Source organism: Qipengyuania profundimaris (assembly GCF_030717945.1).
GTDB classification, from domain to species: Bacteria; Pseudomonadota; Alphaproteobacteria; order Sphingomonadales; family Sphingomonadaceae; genus Qipengyuania; species Qipengyuania profundimaris.
In genome coordinates this window covers 16862-34127 of sequence record NZ_JAVAIM010000002.1, presented here as the reverse complement: position 1 = coordinate 34127, position 17266 = coordinate 16862, and the positions used below count along the sequence as shown (strand labels likewise).

General features: G+C 63.4%; 19 protein-coding genes and 1 tRNA gene. 12 read left to right on the top strand and 8 right to left on the bottom strand.

Going from position 1 to position 17266, the window contains the following annotated elements:
• Positions 1-51: 51 nt before the first annotated feature.
• From Q9K02_RS14240 to Q9K02_RS14220, 5 genes are read left to right on the top strand one after another with little or no spacing between them, the layout of a single operon-like run.
• Entirely contained in the window at positions 52-1332 is a 1281-nt protein-coding gene (locus Q9K02_RS14240) for an aspartate kinase (RefSeq protein WP_305933546.1), read from the top strand.
• The gene (locus tag Q9K02_RS14235) at positions 1319-1675 is read left to right on the top strand and encodes a hypothetical protein (RefSeq protein ID WP_305933545.1); all 357 of its coding nucleotides are present in this window, start codon (positions 1319-1321) and stop codon (positions 1673-1675) included. Before Q9K02_RS14240 ends, Q9K02_RS14235 begins: the two co-directional genes overlap by 14 nt.
• Positions 1672-2832, top strand: a complete 1161-nt coding sequence (gene purT, locus Q9K02_RS14230) for a formate-dependent phosphoribosylglycinamide formyltransferase (protein ID WP_305933544.1) — start codon at positions 1672-1674, stop codon at positions 2830-2832. The genes Q9K02_RS14235 and purT overlap by 4 nt, the downstream gene beginning before the upstream one ends.
• A gap of 48 nt (positions 2833-2880) precedes the next feature.
• Entirely contained in the window at positions 2881-3897 is a 1017-nt protein-coding gene (locus Q9K02_RS14225) for an NAD(P)H-dependent flavin oxidoreductase (RefSeq protein ID WP_305933543.1), read from the top strand.
• A gap of 5 nt (positions 3898-3902) precedes the next feature.
• Positions 3903-4220, top strand: coding sequence for a hypothetical protein (locus Q9K02_RS14220; RefSeq protein ID WP_305933542.1), 318 nt, complete (start codon positions 3903-3905; stop codon positions 4218-4220).
• 49 nt (positions 4221-4269) lie between these two features.
• On the opposite strand, the gene Q9K02_RS14215 is transcribed toward Q9K02_RS14220, so the two are convergent.
• From Q9K02_RS14215 to Q9K02_RS14205, 3 genes are read right to left on the bottom strand one after another with little or no spacing between them, the layout of a single operon-like run.
• A complete protein-coding gene (locus Q9K02_RS14215; protein WP_305933541.1) occupies positions 4270-4644 on the bottom strand; it encodes a hypothetical protein in 375 nt (124 codons plus the stop codon).
• Entirely contained in the window at positions 4644-4859 is a 216-nt protein-coding gene (locus Q9K02_RS14210) for a hypothetical protein (RefSeq protein WP_305933540.1), read from the bottom strand. The genes Q9K02_RS14215 and Q9K02_RS14210 overlap by 1 nt, the downstream gene beginning before the upstream one ends.
• Before the next feature lie 10 nt (positions 4860-4869).
• Positions 4870-5100 carry a hypothetical protein gene (locus Q9K02_RS14205; protein ID WP_305933539.1) on the bottom strand — a complete coding sequence of 77 codons (231 nt, stop codon included), beginning with the start codon at positions 5098-5100 and terminating at the stop codon, positions 4870-4872.
• 207 nt (positions 5101-5307) lie between these two features.
• Here Q9K02_RS14205 and purU point away from each other — a divergent pair, with 207 nt between their 5' ends.
• Positions 5308-6162, top strand: coding sequence for a formyltetrahydrofolate deformylase (purU, locus tag Q9K02_RS14200; protein WP_305933538.1), 855 nt, complete (start codon positions 5308-5310; stop codon positions 6160-6162).
• Positions 6163-6241: 79 nt separating this feature from the next.
• Positions 6242-7639, top strand: coding sequence for an alkaline phosphatase PhoX (locus Q9K02_RS14195; protein ID WP_305933537.1), 1398 nt, complete (start codon positions 6242-6244; stop codon positions 7637-7639).
• Here the strand turns inward: Q9K02_RS14195 and Q9K02_RS14190 are convergent.
• On the bottom strand, positions 7636-9801 hold the full coding sequence (locus tag Q9K02_RS14190; protein ID WP_305933536.1) for a PQQ-dependent dehydrogenase, methanol/ethanol family: 2166 nt from the start codon (positions 9799-9801) through the stop codon (positions 7636-7638). The genes Q9K02_RS14195 and Q9K02_RS14190 overlap by 4 nt on opposite strands.
• 121 nt (positions 9802-9922) lie before the next feature.
• On the opposite strand from Q9K02_RS14190, the gene Q9K02_RS14185 reads away from it, so the two are divergent.
• Together Q9K02_RS14185 and Q9K02_RS14180 are read left to right on the top strand one after the other, a co-directional pair.
• Complete coding sequence (locus Q9K02_RS14185) at positions 9923-10795, top strand: dienelactone hydrolase family protein (RefSeq protein ID WP_305933535.1); 873 nt, start codon at positions 9923-9925, stop codon at positions 10793-10795.
• On the top strand, positions 10792-12051 hold the full coding sequence (locus tag Q9K02_RS14180) for a serine hydrolase domain-containing protein (protein WP_305933534.1): 1260 nt from the start codon (positions 10792-10794) through the stop codon (positions 12049-12051). Before Q9K02_RS14185 ends, Q9K02_RS14180 begins: the two co-directional genes overlap by 4 nt.
• 4 nt (positions 12052-12055) lie before the next feature.
• Here Q9K02_RS14180 and Q9K02_RS14175 read toward each other — a convergent pair whose 3' ends face one another.
• Entirely contained in the window at positions 12056-13006 is a 951-nt protein-coding gene (locus Q9K02_RS14175) for a complex I NDUFA9 subunit family protein (RefSeq protein WP_305933533.1), read from the bottom strand.
• Positions 13007-13198: 192 nt separating this feature from the next.
• Here Q9K02_RS14175 and Q9K02_RS14170 point away from each other — a divergent pair.
• Positions 13199-13285 (top strand) — tRNA-Leu (locus tag Q9K02_RS14170).
• Positions 13286-13450: 165 nt separating this feature from the next.
• The gene (locus tag Q9K02_RS14165; protein WP_305933532.1) at positions 13451-14674 is read left to right on the top strand and encodes a tyrosine-type recombinase/integrase; all 1224 of its coding nucleotides are present in this window, start codon (positions 13451-13453) and stop codon (positions 14672-14674) included.
• 136 nt (positions 14675-14810) lie between these two features.
• Here the strand turns inward: Q9K02_RS14165 and Q9K02_RS14160 are convergent, their stop codons facing one another.
• From Q9K02_RS14160 to Q9K02_RS14150, 3 genes are all read right to left on the bottom strand, one after another.
• A complete protein-coding gene (locus Q9K02_RS14160; protein WP_305933531.1) occupies positions 14811-15005 on the bottom strand; it encodes a DUF6961 family protein in 195 nt (64 codons plus the stop codon).
• A complete protein-coding gene (locus Q9K02_RS14155) occupies positions 14996-15547 on the bottom strand; it encodes a thermonuclease family protein (protein ID WP_187335490.1) in 552 nt (183 codons plus the stop codon). The genes Q9K02_RS14160 and Q9K02_RS14155 overlap by 10 nt, the downstream gene beginning before the upstream one ends.
• Positions 15548-15611: 64 nt before the next feature.
• Entirely contained in the window at positions 15612-16196 is a 585-nt protein-coding gene (locus tag Q9K02_RS14150; protein ID WP_422785453.1) for a lytic transglycosylase domain-containing protein, read from the bottom strand.
• Between the two features lie 138 nt (positions 16197-16334).
• Between Q9K02_RS14150 and Q9K02_RS14145 the strand changes: the two genes are divergently transcribed.
• Positions 16335-17249 carry a DUF7146 domain-containing protein gene (locus tag Q9K02_RS14145; protein ID WP_305933529.1) on the top strand — a complete coding sequence of 305 codons (915 nt, stop codon included), beginning with the start codon at positions 16335-16337 and terminating at the stop codon, positions 17247-17249.
• Positions 17250-17266 lie beyond the last annotated feature (17 nt).

Genomic DNA, 17266 nt, shown 5'->3' with positions numbered 1-17266 from the left:
GCTCTGGCTAGCAGCCTTAGCCCACGCATTCCAGCACGGAGACGCACCCGCTTGGCCCGTATCGTGATGAAATTCGGCGGCACCTCCATGGCGGGGACCGAGCGCATTCGCCGCGTCGCCAATATCGTGCGCAAGCAGCAGGCACGCGGGCACGAAGTCGCGGTGGTCGTCAGCGCGATGGCGGGCGAAACCGACCGGCTGGTAAACTTCTGCCGCGAGGCCAATGCGCTTTACGATCCGGCCGAATACGACGTGGTGGTCGCCAGCGGTGAACAGGTCACCAGCGGGCTGCTCGCGCTCACGCTCCAATCGCTAGGCTGCAAGGCGCGCAGTTGGCTCGGCTGGCAGCTGCCCGTCCATACGATCGAGGCGCATGCCAAGGCGCGTATCGATGACATCGATGCCGAGGCCCTGATCACCAGCATGCAGACAGGCGAGATCGCTGTCATCCCGGGCTTTCAGGGCCTGTCGGACGATGGCCGCATCACCACGCTCGGCCGCGGGGGCTCCGACACCTCGGCTGTCGCAGTGGCGGCGGCGATCGATGCCGACCGCTGCGACATCTACACCGACGTCGACGGCGTCTACACCACCGACCCGCGCATCGTTGCCAAGGCGAGGAAGCAGAAGGCGGTGACTTACGAGGAAATGCTCGAGCTCGCGAGTGTGGGGGCCAAGGTACTCCAGACGCGTTCAGTGGGTCTCGCCATGAAGGAGGGCGTGCGCGTGCAGGTCCTCTCCAGCTTCGTCGGAGAGGATGCCATCCCGGCCGACGAACACCCCGGCACGATGATCGTGTCGGAGGAAGAAATGAACGAACTGGTGGAGAAGGGCGATATGGAACGCCAGCACGTGACCGGCATCGCGCATGACAAGAACGAGGCAAAGGTGATCCTCACCCGCGTGCCGGACAAGCCCGGCGCGGTGGCCCACATCTTCGAACCGCTCGCGCAGGCCAGCATCAATGTGGACATGATCATCCAGAACGTCGGGCGCGACAAGGGGGAGACCGACGTGACCTTCACCGTGCCCCAGGCCGACCTCGCCCGGGCGCAGGCCTTGCTAGAAGACAAGCGCGACGACATCGGCTTCAACCGCCTGATCACCGACAGCAAGATCGCCAAGATCAGCGTCGTCGGCGTGGGCATGAAAAGCCACGCGGGCGTCGCCGCAACCATGTTCAAATCGCTCGCCGATCGCGGGATCAACATTCAGGCGATCACCACCAGCGAGATCAAGGTCAGCGTGATGATCGACGAGGACGAGACCGAGTTGGCCGTGCGCGTGCTGCACACGGCCTACGGCCTGGATGCCGCGGATGAGGCTGCGTAACTTCTCGCTCGACCGTGCCCTCGATACCTGGAGCGACTTTGCAATCGAGTGCTGGGCTTTCACGCTCCGGTTGGCCCTTGCTGGGCTTGGCGTCTTTTACGCGTGGGGATTAGCTGGCCGTTGGAATGAAGCAGTCTTCGACCGCATCTTTGCCAACTGGCTCGGGATCATAGGTTTTATCTTTGCTGGCGGCGTACTTTTGGCCATCCTGTATCGCCTTGAGCGCGCCTTCTCGAAGGAGAAAAAGCATCGCGGACCACAACTCAGCGGCGGCAGGAATGCCCCGGCGAAAAAGCGCCAGCGGAGCAGATGGGGCAACCGAAAGCGAAAGAGGAATACGTGAGCAACACTGCGAAAATCCTTCTCCTCGGCTCCGGTGAGCTTGGCCGCGAGTTCGTAATTTCGGCCAAGCGACTGGGCGCCTACGTCATCGCCTGCGATTCATACGACCATGCGCCTGCTATGCAGCTTTCGGACGCGCGCGAGGTGTTCTCTATGCTCGATGCCGAGCGGCTGCGCGCTGTCGTCGAGCAGCACCGGCCCGACTATATCGTGCCCGAAATCGAGGCGATCCGGACCGAGGTGCTGGCCGAGCTCGAGAGCGAAGGTTTCACGGTCGTTCCTTCGGCGCGGGCGGCGCAGCTAACCATGAACCGCGACGGTATCCGCGATCTCGCCGCGCACGAGCTTGGCCTCGTGACGTCACGCTACCGCTACGCCAAGAATTTCGAGGAAGTGCGCGCCGCTGCCCAGCACACCGCGTTCCCTTGCGTAATGAAGCCGGTAATGTCGTCGAGCGGCAAGGGCCAGACGACCGTCCGCGACGAAAGCGGGCTCGAGGCTGCGTGGGACTATGCCGTCGCCAATATGCGCGGCGACCGGCAGCGTGTCATAGTTGAGCAGTTCGTCGATTTCGATTACGAGATCACCCTGCTGACCGTGCGCCATCAAGGCGGCGTCAGTTTCTGCCCGCCGATCGGCCACCGACAGGAACGCGGCGACTATCAGGAAAGCTGGCAGCCGACGCCGATGTCGGACGATGCCATCGCCAAGGCGCAGGACATGGCGCGTAAGGTGGTCGACAATCTCGGCGGGCACGGTCTGTTCGGCGTCGAATTCTTCGTGAAGGGCGAGGAAGTGATCTTCTCCGAACTCAGCCCGCGCCCGCACGATACCGGCATGGTCACGCTGGTCAGCCAGAACCTCACCGAGTTCGACCTCCATGCCCGCGCGATTCTGGGCTTGCCGATCCCTGCCGAGCTGCGCGCTCGCCCCGCCGCCAGCGCCGTCATCCTTGCTGACCGCGACAGCGAGACGCTGTCCTATGGCGGGCTGGCCGAGGCGATGGCGAACGGCGCGGACGTCCGCATCTTCGGCAAGCCGAGCAGCCGACCCTATCGCCGCATGGGGGTGGCTCTGGCGACAGCGGGCGACACCGACGCGGCGAGACATGCGGCACGCGAGGCAGCGAACAAGGTTCATATCCACTACGGCGACTAATGCACTGCCGCTTGCCGTGCCGGCACAGCGGCAGTAAGCGCCCTGCGGATGAAGAATTACACAAGAACCACTGGCCTGATGCAGCGCGGCATCGACTTCCTCGGCAGCGAGACCGCGATCCTGTGCGGCGCGATGAGCTGGGTGTCGGAGCGCAATCTGGTCTCCGCCATCTCCAATGCGGGCGGCTTCGGCGTGATCGCCTGCGGGGCGATGGACCCGGACTTGCTCGACAAGGAAATCGCCGCGACCAGGGCGCTGACCGACAAGCCGTTCGGCGTGAACCTCATCACCATGCACCCGCAATTGTTCGATCTGATCGAGGTCTGCGAAAAGCACGGGGTCGGCCATGTCGTGCTTGCGGGCGGCATCCCGCCCAAGGGCAGCGTTGAGGCGATCAAGGGCGGCGCCAACCCCGCCAAGGTCATCTGTTTCGCCCCTACGCTGGCCCTTGCAAAAAAGCTGCTGCGCTCGGGCGCGGATGCGCTGGTGATCGAGGGCATGGAAGCGGGCGGCCATATCGGCCCCGTCTCGACCAGCGTGCTGGCACAGGAAATGCTGCCCGAGCTGGCCGAGGAGCATCTGATCTTCGTCGCCGGCGGGATTGGCCGCGGCCATGCGATCGCGGGCTATCTGGAGATGGGTGCGGCGGGCGTCCAGCTCGGCACGCGCTTTGCCTGTGCGACGGAGAGCATCGCGCACGCCGATTTCAAGAAGGCCTTCTTCCGCGCCAGCGCCCGCGACGCCGTCGCCAGCATCCAGGTCGATGCGCGCCTGCCGGTCATCCCGGTGCGCGCGCTGAAGAACAAGGGCACGGAGGAATTCACCGCCAAGCAGCGCGAAGTCGCCGCCGTGCTCGACCGCGAGGAGATCGCGATGGCGGAGGCGCAGCTCCAGATCGAGCATTACTGGGCCGGCGCCCTGCGCCGCGCGGTGATCGACGGCGATGTCGAGAACGGCAGCCTGATGGCAGGTCAGTCGGTCGGCATGCTGAAGGAAGAGGAACCGGTCGCGATTATCATCGACAAGCTGATGGCGCAGAGCGAGGACGCGCTCACGCGCCGCTGACCCGCATGGATATCCGCCGCCTCGATGTGGACGTGTCCATCTATCGCAACCGGATCCAGGTGACCGACCGCACGACCGGCAAGTTCGTGGACCAGACCGCGCAGCATGCCTTCTCGTCCGACGGTTCGCTGATCGCGAACACACGATTCTTGGAAGACACGATCGTCCGCGCCATCCGGCAACTTCTGGTCGGCGGCTTTTCGCTTAAAGACCCGATCGCGCATGTCGTGGCGACGGAGTTGCCATTGTCGCCCAGCCAGAAAGACATCGTTGCGATCGCATTACGCGAAGCAGGTATGCGGGAAGTCCTTTTCGAGGACTGACATTTCGGCGTTGACTGCGCGACATGACGCTGGGCCCAAACTGCCCCGTTCAGGACGAAGCTTCGTTTACCAGAAAAGCAGCGCCGATGAATGCGACGACACCGGGGATGAGGATCGGCTGCCAGAGATCGAATTGGGGCACGACGATGACGATGCTGTAGATGCTCAGGAACGTCGTCACGATCAGGGCCGGCATGCCGCGCGAACCGTCGGACGCAAGGCCATTGGACCGGGACGCAAGTCTGTAAGCCCTGACATGCACGATCGTGATTGCAGTCAGGATCAATAGAGCGATGATCATCGAAATCACGGGTACAGAGGCCTGAAGAGCTTTGACGCCCGTGAAGCCAATAGCAATCAGGCCGCCGACCAAGGCCAGCAATCGAATGACTCCTTTGCGCGTTTGTCGGCGGCCTGTTGTCATTATCCGGCATCCATTCCATGAATGAGCCCGCCGAACAGTACGGCGGTCGTACCGATGGCAGCCACCAAAGGCGCGGCCGGGCCGGTAGCCGGTGCGACGGCGATGATTACGAGACCGGTTTCAGCGACCTCGCGAGCGGTAAGCTCGCCGCCTCCGACAGCATCGATTTCCTCGAAGTTGAGTGTGGCGATCGGCTGGTTTTGCATCTGAAGCATCTGCACCTCTCTAGTCGATGATCTGTGCGGTCAGATACGCGCCAACGGTCACGACCGCCGCACCGGCAGCGACGAAACGCGCGCCCGGAATGGGAGTGACCGATGCGACTGCGGCAACTGCGCCTGCAGCCAGCGAAAGCGTTTCGAGATCGGCGGAATCGACCGCGCCACCGACCATCTCCAGTTCAGCAGAACCAAGTTCCTTGATGGCGCCGTGGCCCCCTGTTGCTATTGCATTCATCTCATTTCTCCAATGTCCACCCCGAAGGCCGGGGTCCCGACTTGGTCCGCCTTTCCATGGCTGTTTCCTATAGAGCAGCTTCGCTAGGATGATTGCGATAGCCCGTTCGCCCTAACTCGTGTCGCTGTACGCGCTGCAATCTCGTCGTGTGGTTTGCATAGTTCAGCTAGCTTGCGCGTTCTTCCGCTTCTGGCGTAGCCGAAATCGATGGTCCACCCGCTCGTCCTCACCCTGTCCTGCACGGACCGCCCCGGCATAACCGCGCGCGTCACGTCCTTCCTGTTCGAGCGTGGCGGCAATATCCTCGAGGCGCAGCAGTTCAACGACCGCGCCGCCGATGCCTTTTTCATGCGCGTCGAATTCGACCCGGGCGGCGCCTCGGCGGACAGTCTGCGAGAGGATTTCGCAGCGATTGCAGGCGCGTTCGGGATGGACTGGAAGCTGGTCAGCCGCGATCGGCCGCGCCGTGTGCTCATCATGGTGAGCAAGTTCGACCATTGCCTCGCCGACCTGCTCTATCGGTGGCGGATCGGGGAGCTTGCGATGGAGCCGGTCGCCATCGTCTCCAACCACCCGCGCGAAGCGATCGGGCACACGCATCTGGGCGATATCCCGTTCCACTATTTGCCGATCTCCCGCGACGGCAAGGCCGAGCAGGAAGCGCAGGTGCGCAAGATCGCCGAGCGTACCGGCGCCGAGCTCGTCGTACTGGCGCGTTACATGCAAATCCTGTCGGACGAGCAGGCCTCTCACTTCGCCGGACGCTGCATCAACATCCACCATAGCTTCCTGCCGGGCTTCAAGGGGGCCAAACCCTATCACCAGGCCTATGAGCGCGGGGTCAAGATGATCGGCGCGAGCGCCCATTACGTCACCAGCGATCTCGACGAAGGGCCGATAATCCATCAGGCCGCCGAACCGATCAGCCATGCGGACACGCCCGAAGAGCTGGTCCGCAAGGGGCGCGAGATCGAAAACCGTGTGTTGGCCGAAGCGGTCCGGCTCCATCTCGAAGAGCGGGTTCTTCTCAACGGCCGGCGGACGGTAGTCTTTCGTAGCTGACGGACCGCCGAAAGAACCTGTCATGGAGGTGTCGTCTGCGGTAGCTAGCCTGCCAGCAGACTTTGCAGGATACCAGACCATGACCATCGACCGCCGCAACCTCCTCAAGGCCTCCAGCGCCGCCTTCGTCGCCTTCGCCGCGCTGGGGTCCGGCAGTCTCACTCGCGCCTACAGTGCCAATCCCGGCAGGCGGCTAGTGCCCGATCCGCAAGGCCTGCTCGATCTGCCTGAGGGCTTCTCCTATCGCCTGTTGACGCAAACCGGCAAGCTGATGAGCGACGGCTTCGCCACGCCCGGCCGGCCCGACGGCATGGGCTGTTTCGCACATCCGACGATGGCGAACCATTGGGTCCTCGTGCGCAATCATGAGAATTGGGCCAATATCGATCATGGCCACCCATTCACCGATGCATCGAAGGGTTTGGCGCAGTTCGATGCCGCCCGCATCTACGACGCGCGGCGCGAAGGCGATCCGTTCTTCGGCGGCACGACCAATGTCGTCATCGACGCGGCATCCGGCGAGGTCGTGCGCGACAACATCTCGCTTCTCGGCACCGCTGCGAACTGCTCGGGCGGAACGACGCCTTGGGGCAGCTGGCTGACTTGCGAGGAGCAGCCGCTCAAGGTCGGTGAAGAAGACGCGCAGCGGGCCCACGGTTTCGTCTTCGAAGTGCCTGCCGATGCCACTGACCCGGTCGATCCCGTCCCGCTGACCGCCATGGGCCGCTTCGCCCACGAAGCGGTATCGGTCGATCCCGAAAGCGGCATCGTTTACCTGACCGAGGACGATCGCGAAGGCCTGTTCTATCGCTTCATCCCCAACGAGCGCGGCAAGCTCGCCGCGGGCGGCCGCTTGCAGGCGCTGGCTATCGTCGGCCGCGACAGTGCGGACACACGCAACTATGCGCGCGACTGGAGCCGTGGTTCGGCCGAGCGGATCGAGCCGGGGAAGGCAATGCCCGTCCGCTGGATCGATCTCGAGGATGTCGAATCGCCCGAAGGCGACCTGCGCAAGCGCGGCTTCGCGGCAGGCGCGGCGATGTTCACACGCGGAGAAGGGCTAGCCTACGGTTCGCGCGGCGACGGCCAGGGCGCGCATTTCTTCAACTGCACGGAGGGCGGCGCCGACCACACCGGGCAGGTCTGGCAGCTTGCGCCGGGGAAGGATGGCGCGGCGGACATGCTGATGCTCATCTACGAGAGCCCGGGAGCCGACACGCTCGACTTGTGCGACAACCTTGCGGTCACGCCGTGGGGCGACCTGATGATCTGCGAGGACGGGCGCGGCGACAACTATTTGCGCGGCCTCACACCCGACGGCGCGATCTACGATTTCGCCCGCAATGCGCATGAGGAAAGCGCCGAATTCTGCGGCGCCTGCTTCTCGCCCGACGGCGGCACGCTGTTCGTCAACGTGCAGGAGCCGGGCTTCACCTATGCCATCACCGGCCCGTGGGAGAGCCTGCGCAGCGCCTAGCGCCTAGCCACCTGATCCTGCGCCAGTTGCGCTTCCATCGCCTTGTCCTCGTTGGCGCGCTTGATCACATATTCGCGGATCGCCTGCATCTCTTCCTTGGAGAGCGAGCCTGCGAAGCTGGCCATGCCGTTGTCCTTGAGCGCTCCGTCATGGACGATCTGCAGCCACGCCGCCGGGTTCTCCAGCGCGCCCGAACGGCGCAGATCCGGCAGTACGGTCGAGCCGACCGCGCCCGGCGCGTGGCACACGGCACAATAGCGGGCGTATTTCTCGCGGCCGAGTTCGATGGTTGCAGCGCTCGCACGGCTGGGCGGAGGGTCGAGCGGGGCGCGGGCCAGCGTCGGCGCTTCGGGCAGTGTGCCGGTGCCGCCCAGCTTGAACACCAGCAGGCGGCTGATGTTGCGGACCGGCTTCATCTGATCGATCAGCGTGCCGTCTGCGCTTAGCGCAAAAGCACCGCCCCAGCCGGCCAGTACGGCGACATATTGCTCGCCGTTCACGGTATAGGTGATGGGCGGGGCGACGACGCCGGTTTGTGCGGCAAAGCTCCACAATTTGTCGCCGGTCGCGCTGTCATAGGCGGCGAATTCGCTGCCCGAATTGCCTTGGAACACCAGTCCGCCACCGGTCGCAAGCACGCCGCCGTTCCACGGGCCGGGATGTTCGACGGTCCACTTGGCTTCCTGATTGACCGGATCCCATGCCATCAGCTTGCCCGTGATCGTCCCTTGCACCTCGCGGCGAATACCGAGGTCGGGCGGCAGGTCGCCTGCGCCGAGATCGAAGCCGACGTTGAAGCCGCGCGCGCGGTCGGGTTTCCAGTTTGCTTCGGGCGCGTACAACATCGCCGCCTCGAAGGCCGGGATGTAGACGAGGTTCTCGTCCGGGCTGTAGGCCATCGGATGCCAGTTATGCCCGCCCAGCGGCCCCGGCATCACCAGCGCCGGTTCGCCTGTCACGTCGATACGGGTTTCCGGGTTCATGATCGGTCGCCCGTTTTCGTCCATCCCGGTCGACCAGTTGAGCGGGATATAGGGCTCGGCGCTGATAAACTCTCCCGTCGCGCGGTCGAGCACGTAGAAATAACCGTTCTTGGGCGCCTGCATCAGCACCTGCCGCTCGCGCCCGTCGATCTCCATGTCGGCGAGGACGATGTGCTGCGTAGCGGTGTAGTCCCAGGTTTCGCCCGGAGTGGTCTGGTAATGCCAGACATACTCGCCCGTATCGGGCCGGATCGCGACGATGCTGGACAGGTAGAGATTGTCCCCTTCGCCCGTCCCGTCTGCGCCGGGGCTGCGATAGGCCCGGTTCCACGGGCTGCCGTTACCGACCCCGAAATAGAGCAGGTCCAGTTCGGGATCGTAGGCCATCGAATCCCACACCGTGCCCCCGCCGCCGATGCTCTCTTCGCCGTAGAGCGTGTCGCCCGACCAGGTCTCCGCGGCGGCCTTTAGATATTCCGGCTCCGCCTCGCGGTCCTCGCCGCCGGGCACGGTGTAGAAGCGCCACAGCTCCTCGCCATCGGCGGCATCGTATGCGGCGATATAGCCGCGCACGCCGAATTCCGCGCCGCCATTGCCGATCAGCACCTTGCCGTCGATCACGCGCGGCGCGCCGGTGATGGTATAGCTGGCGTCCTGATCGACGGTGACCTTCTCCCACGCCACCTCGCCCGTGTCGCGATCGAGCGCGACCAGCCGTCCATCCAGCGTGCCGAGGAACAGGTGTTCGCCCCAGGCGGCCAGCCCGCGATTGACCACGTCGCAACAGGCCTTCACACCGGTTTCGCCCGGTACTTGCGGATCGTAGCTCCACAGCGGTTCGCCCGTGGCAGCATCGAAGGCGAAGACCTTGCTCCACGCGCTGGTGACGTAGAGCTTGCCATCCATGACCAGCGGCGTCGCTTCCTGCCCGCGCGCCGTATCCATATCCGCGAACCAGGCGAGACCGAGATCGCCCACGCTGTCGCGATCGACCTGCGTCAGCGGGGAATAGCGCTGCTCGGCATAGGTGCCGCCATGGGTGATCCAGTTGGCCGGATCCTGGCCCGCATTTACCAGGCGGAAATTGTCGATACCGCCCTCCGGCACCTCCTCCGCACCCAGATTGCACGCCCCAAGCGATAGCGCGGCCAGCGCCGCCAGCACGATCCTCGTCATCATCCTCTCCCCTGGCGACTATCGGTCGCTCTATGAAACCTATCCTGCATCGAAGTCGCGGGCTTGTCCATCGCCCAATCGGAGGTAGGATGCGCGGCGGACGGGAAGCTGGAGAGACCTAAATATGTGCGACCGCGAAGACCTTGCCCGCTGGGCCAAGACCACCCTCAGCCGCCGGGGCTTCGGCGCCGGCGCACTGGCGGGTGCCGCAATGGCCTGTGCACCGATGGACAATACGTCGACTGGAGGGGACGCGCCTGCGGGCTCCGTCACCAGCCGCCCGGTGAGCTTCCGTACGCCCGACGGAACGCTCGACGGCGAATTCTTCGCGGCCAGCGGTACTGCGCGGCCGGGCGTTGTCATGTGGCCCGATATCGCCGGCGTCCGTCCGGCCAAGCGGCAGATGGCGCAGCGGTTGGCCGAGGCGGGCTACGCCGTGCTCCTCGCCAATCCCTATTACCGCGACGTCGCCGGACAGCAGTTCGATGATTTCGCCAGCTTTGCGGGCAGTGGCGGTTTCGACACCGTCAAGCCGTGGCGCGACCGGTTCACAACCGCCACAAAGCAGATCGACAATCGCGCCTGCGCCGAATGGCTGATGACGCAGGCCGAGGTCGATCGCGATCGCGGAATCGGCGTGCAGGGTTATTGCATGACCGGCAGCTATGCCGTCGTCGCCCCCAGCGCAGACGAGCATATCCATGCCGGGGCCAGTTTCCATGGCGGCGGCCTGGTGACCGACGATCCCTCCAGCCCGCACCGCACCTTGCGCGAGGATGCGCATTACCTGATCGCCATCGCCGAAAACGACGACGAGAAGGCCCCGGGCGACAAGACCGCGCTGCGCCAAGCGGCCGATGCAGCGAACACGACCGCCGAGATCGAGGTCTATCCCGCCGATCACGGCTGGTGCGTGCTCGACTCGCCTTCGTATGACGAGGTCCAGGCCGAGCGGGCCTGGTCGAACCTGCTGGCGATGTACGCCGACGTTCTGTGAAGCGACTGTTCGCTCTCGCGGCGCTTGTCGTCGCAACACCGGTTGCTGCGCAGCAAAGCGAGCCCTTCGCGCCCGATTGTTCGGCGATCGCCGCGACGCTGGACGGCATGGTCGCCGAAGGACGCACGGTTGGCGCATCGATGCTCGTCTACAAGGATGGCGAAGAAACCTGCTTTGCCGTTGCGGGCGATGCCGAGCGCGAAACGAACCGTCCTTTCACGCGAGACACGCTGGTCCAGATATTCTCGATGACCAAGCCGGTCACCGGCGTCGCGCTGATGCAGCTATGGGAGCAGGGCAGGTTCCGGCTCGACGATCCGCTCGAATGGCATTTGCCGGAATATGCCGAAACGCAGGTCTTGGTCGGCGAGACGGCGAGCGGCGAGGCCATCACGCGCGCCCCGAAGCGCACTATCACCGTCCGCGATGTCCTGCGGCATACGGCGGGCTTCTCCTACGGCCCGTGGGACGAGCCGCAGAACGCCGGCGACCGTATCTGGGAACGGCTTGACCCGCTGTCCGCCGACAAGACGCTGGCGGAATTCTCCGCGGCTATGGCGCAGGTGCCGCTATTGCATGACCCCGGCACGCACTGGAGCTATTCCGCCGGCGTCGATGTGCAAGCGCGGCTGGTGGAGGTGCTCTCCGGCCAGCCCTTCGCGGACTATGTCGCCGAGCATATCTTCGCGCCGCTCGATATGCAGGACAGCGCGTGGCAGCGCGACACCGCCGATCTGCCGCGACTGGCGCGCATCTATGTGACCCAGCCCGAAGGTTCGCTCGCCCCGATGCCGCGCGAGGAATGGCTGGAACCCAATTTCATGGGCAAGCCGATGACGATGGGCGGTTCGGGCATCGTCACCACGGTCGACGACTACATGCGTTTCGCCCGAATGTTGCTGGGCGAGGGCACGCTCGATGGCGCGCAAATCCTCAGGCCCGCGACGGTGCGCCTGATGGCGACCGACCAGCTCGACCCGGCCATTGCGTCCGAAAATCGCTCTTTCCTGACCGGAAAGGGCAATGGCGGCTTCGGCTTCGATGTCTTCGTGCGGACCGGCCCGCCACTCACGCCTGACGAAGCACGCGGCAGCGTCGGCGAATTCTACTGGGACGGCTTTCCCTCGATGCTGTTCTGGGTCGATCCGCTGCAGGACATGGCTGTCGTCTTCGCCACGCAGAAGGTCGATTTCGACGGCACCTTGCACCGCGACATCCGCGCGGCAGTCTATGGCGCGGACTACATAGGGCGATGAGCCGTCAGGCGCCCATCAGATCGGTAAAGCGGCCGTGCTTGCGGTAGCGGACCATCCACTTGTCGAGGAACAGGCCGACCGGCTTGGGCTCGATTCCCAGCTTCGCGAAGCCCGGGAAGTCGCCCGAAACGACATTGCCCTGCTGGAGCAGCTTCCACTGGTCGCTCGACATCGGCGTGCCCGGTAGCGCGGCAAACGCGCCCGAGACCGGATCGGGCATCGGCAGGAATGTGCGCTTGCGCCCCTGTGCGGCGGCGATGCGGCGGTTGATCTCCATCATGGTAAGCTGTTCCGGCCCGCCCAACTCATAGGTCTTGCCGCCATGCGCCGCCGGGTCTTCCGCCGCGCGGGCGCAGGCTTCGGCAACGTCGTCGACATAGACCAGCTGCAATTTGCTGTCGGGCGCAAACACCGGCAGAACCGGCAGGCGCGCGATCAGCCCGCCGAACATGTTGAGGAACTCGTCGTCCTTGCCGAACAGGATCGAGGGGCGCAGGATCGTCGCCTTGGGGAACGCCGCCATGACACGCTCCTCGCCCAGTTTCTTCGCCCCGGCATACTCGATCTCGGTGTCTTCGTCCGGTTCCGCCGCGATCGCGCTGACGTGTACGAAAGCGCTCGCACCTTGCGCCTTGGCCGCCTCGGCCATCCAGCCCGGGCTCTCGCCCATCAGCTTGTAGAGATTGCCCTCGAAGCTGCCGACCAGATTGACGACCGCATCCGCGCCCTCGATGCAGCGCTCGACGCTCTGCCGGTCGTTCGCATCGCAGCGCGCGAATTGCAGCTGGCCGAGATTGGCGAGCGGCTTGAGCTTGAAGGCCTTTTCCGGGTTGCGACTGGCGATCCGCACACGCGCCCCGCGCTCCAGCATGGCCTGCGCCACGTAATTGCCGATGAAGCCGCTACCGCCCATCAGCACCACGAGCTTGCCGTTCAACGCACTGCTTTTCGCCATCGTTACTGCCTGTGTCCGGATCGTGAGAATTGTCGCTGCGCCCCTAGCCACAACCCGCCCCGCGCCGCAAGCGTTCCGAGGGACGGAACGCCTTGGAGGGGCATGCGATTGCAGTTGACAAGAATCGCCCCCCTTCGCTAGTGGCGCGCTCCTACCCGCGGCCCGGCACAGACGACCGGCTGCCGCATGTGTGCCCAGATGGCGGAATTGGTAGACGCACCGTCTTCAGGTGGCGGCGCTCGCAAGGGCGTGGAGGTTCGAGTCCTCTTCTGGGCACCATTTGTTCTTCTCACGTTCACCCAAATAATCTATAAAACCCGCAGAAATCCTAGGGATTTGGCCCTTGGATCGTTCCGGATCGTCCCGCCTGTTCTCGGGGGTTCCAGACACTTTTGTGGGCCTTTTGAGGCCGTTTCGCAAAGGCCCAGATGAAAAGGCCCCCACATGCCGCTGACAGATACTCGCCTCCGCACTCTCAAGCCCAAGGACAAACCGTACAAGGTAACCGATGAGCGCGGCCTATATGTTGAGGTCACGCCGACCGGCAGCAAGCTTTGGCGATTCCGATACCGGATCGGTGGTGCGCAAAAGAAGCTCTGCATCGGCAGCTATCCTGACATCAGCCTCAAGCAAGCCCGAGACGCAGCCTACGAGGCACGACGAGCTGTTGCTTCTGGGGGCGACCCGGCCTTTGAGAAGCGGAAGCGGAAAATCCGCGCCGAGTTCCTTTCTGCACAGACGTTCGAGGCAGTCGCGCGTGAATATATCGAGCAGATGATGGTCCAGAATGGCCGCGCCGATGGCACGATCGTCAAGGCCAATTATTTCCTCGACAAGCTTGCGCCTGCCATCGGTAACCGACCCATCCACGAGATCGAGCCGTTCGAAGTCCTGGCTCCTCTGAAACGACTGGAAGCCACTGGTAAGCACGAGACTGCGAAGAAATGCCGCTCGTTCGCAGGCCGCGTGTTTCGCTACGGTGTCGCTACCACCCGCTGCAAATCCGATCCGACCAGTATGCTGAGGGGCGCTCTCGTAACGCCGAGAGCCACGCATTATGCAGCAATCCTCGAGCCCACCGAGCTAGGCGGGCTGCTGCGCGCAATCGACGACTTCACTGGCTACATGGTGACCAAGTTTGCTTTGCAGATCGCGCCGCATGTGTTCGTACGTCCCGGCGAACTCCGCCACGCCGAATGGCATGAGATCGACCTGGTCGATGGGGTCTGGAAGATCCCTGCCGGTAAAATGAAAGCGCGCCGAGCGCATGCCGTCCCGCTGTCCAAGCAAGTTAGAGGTTATCTCACAGACCTGGCCGAGATGCTCGGCCGCGAAGGATATGTCTTCCCGTCTGCGCGCAGCTCCAAGCGTCCCATGAGTGAAAACACGCTCAATGCCGCATTTCGTCGCATGGGATATTCGAAGGAAGAAGTCACCGCGCATGGACTCCGGGCGACAGCATCGACATTCCTGAACGAGTCGGGCCTTTGGAATCCCGATGCGATCGAGCGTGCCCTGGCACATGGCGACAGCAATGTTGTGCGTGGCATCTACCATCGCGGCAAACATTGGGAAGAGCGCGTGCGCATGGCTCAATGGTGGAGCGACTACCTCGATGAGCTCCGGACAGGAGGAAAGGTCATCATGGGAAAGTTTGCGAATGGTTGATCGGAAGAACGAATTTCTTCTCAGCCAGTGCAGGATTGAAGGCTCAGGACGAGCCCTATCAGGGACACTGACGCGAGCAAGGCGAACTCAATTCTGATGCCCCAGACCTTAAGCCACTTCCGCATCGTGCCGAGCCTCAGTTCGTAGAGCTTTGGCAGCTAAGCTGATCGAAGCGCTCAGCAACAGTCTTCCACGTTGCTATGCCTGCCTCGCCCCCTTCGTTGGATAGCCGCTGGATTTGCTGCGCGATATACGCGGTTCCCTCTTCGCCATGGTTCTTTTCGACCCAGAGCGCGACGGCCCACAATTCCTGATCGCGGTTCAGCACCATGGTTCACGTCTCCCGGTCCAGGTTCGCGCCAGGCCTTCGCTGACCAGCTGATCGCCAAGCGAGCGGCCGCCGCGCGTTACAACCCGCAATTTGCGACCGTACTGATCCTCGTCTCTGCTACCGATGGTCCTCAGTTCGAAGGGCCCGCCATTCAGCAATTCGACAAGGCGGTGTGTCGCGCGCATGCCGAGCTGGTATTCATAGTCGCAACGAGGCTCGCTGATCTCGGGAGTGTCGATGTCGGCAATCCGGATCTTCACGCCATCAAGCCAGAAAGTATCTCCATCCACGACGCATGTGCGCCGGATGGATCCGCAGATGTCGAATTGTGGGGAGCTTGCTTGCTGGAATAAAGCCTGAGGCTGCTGATCGTCGTTAGCAAGGCTGGCATCATGGACTGGCCAGTTGAGTGCCAGCATCCCTCCAGCAAATACGATCGCGAATGCTCCCAAACCCAACGCGATCTCCTTTCTCAGCTTCCGGCGCTTCTGTGCCTTCAACGCCTTGCGAAAGTCGAACGGCTCACCTGGGGTCTCATTCACTGGCGTTGTCCGTCTTCATTCCGGCACATGATTTCAGACAATAGCCGGAAATCAGGTAGTTTCGTCAATTGTACCTACCAATTGCTTGCCAACGTCCCAACACAGACCGGACATATTGCGGCGTTTCACCATTGTTGGGAATGCCGCGTGATCGGGAGACGGCACCTGGGCCAGCATTGTAAGCAGCCAAGGCCAGGTGGACTGCGTCGAACCGGTCCAACATATCGCGAAGGTACCTGGCGCCACCGTTGATCGATGCAAGAGGGTCATGACGGTTCCGGACGCCCAGTTCTCTCGCCGTGGCCGGCATAAGCTGAGCCAGCCCGGCAGCACCGGCTGGACTAACAGCCATCGGATTGAAGCGGGACTCAGCCCAGATAAGAGCACGAAGCAGGTTGGTCGGAAGCCCGTAACGGCGTTCAGCCTCGGCTATCGCCGCCATATACAAGCCTTCCCGGTAGGATACGTTTGCTGGCTCGGCCTGGTAGATTGCAGGAAGATATTCCCTTGCCGGCTGCTGGCCCGTCTTCGGCGGAACGATCGCGTGCTCGAACAAGGTGAAATCCTGGGCGCGTACTTGCTGTGAGGAGGTCGCGATCATCCCCAGACAGGCGACCGCTAGCGCGGTCAGACAATTGAGGCAGTTCATCTCGTCTTGTGCTCCATTGATTCGAATCGAAAGAGAACATAAAAAGAACATGTGCCTGTAGGAAAGCCGCGAATGCCTGCCTTTGGGAGAGGAGAGGAACGCTGATGAGGGGGCCACTTTGCATGCTGAGGAGCTCGCATGTCCCTGTCTGTCCAAACTCATCCCAACCGGTCGCTTGCCGAGACCGCCCGTCGCATTTGCGAATCGCGAGGGGGCAAATGGTCCGGCACAAAGGGCATGGCCTGTTGCCCCGCGCATGATGACCGCACGCCGTCACTCGGTGTGTCGCTCGGCCGACAGGCCATCCTCTTCCACTGTTTCGCGGGATGCGATCAGCAGAGCGTGCTGGCTGCTCTGGCGCGTGAAGGTTTCGAGGCACCGGCGCTTTTTTCAGGTTCTGCGACCACCAACGAACCCGAATCAACCAGCACCTGCAAACCCTCGGCGGTAGCGCTGAGGATCTGGCGCGATGCACAGCCACTGCGTGCTAGTCCGGCAAAGGCATATCTTGAAAGCCGCGGCATCCTCGCCGCATCTCCGGCGCTCCGCTTCCTTCCACGAACGCCGCTTGGCCCGAAAGGACGGGCCCGCTTTCTGCCCGCCATGATCGCGGCAGTCAGCCTCGACGAGGGCCCGATCGCCATCCACCGCACGTTCCTGTCTACCGAGGCTTCAGGCAAGGCCGCTTTCGAAAAGCCGAAACGCGCGCTCGGCGCGCTCGGTGAAGCTGCTGTTCGTCTCTTCGCTCCAGTTTCCGGCAAGCTTGGCCTTGCCGAGGGGGTCGAGAGCGCGATGTCGGCCTATGCTCTCACCGGCATTCCCGTCTGGGCGACCCTGGGCAATGAGCGCTTCGGTCTCGTCAGCGTGCCTGAGAGCGTGACCGAGCTTCACCTCTTCGTCGATCACGATACTGGCGGCGAGCTGGCCGCGTCGCGTGGCCTGGCCGCTTATGCCCGCGAAGGGCGGACGATCCACGTTCGCAAACCATCCTCACGCGACACCGACTGGAACGATGAACTTACAGCATGGCTGCGCCGCAAAGCGGCGCGGTAGAGGAGAGAAAGCTTCTC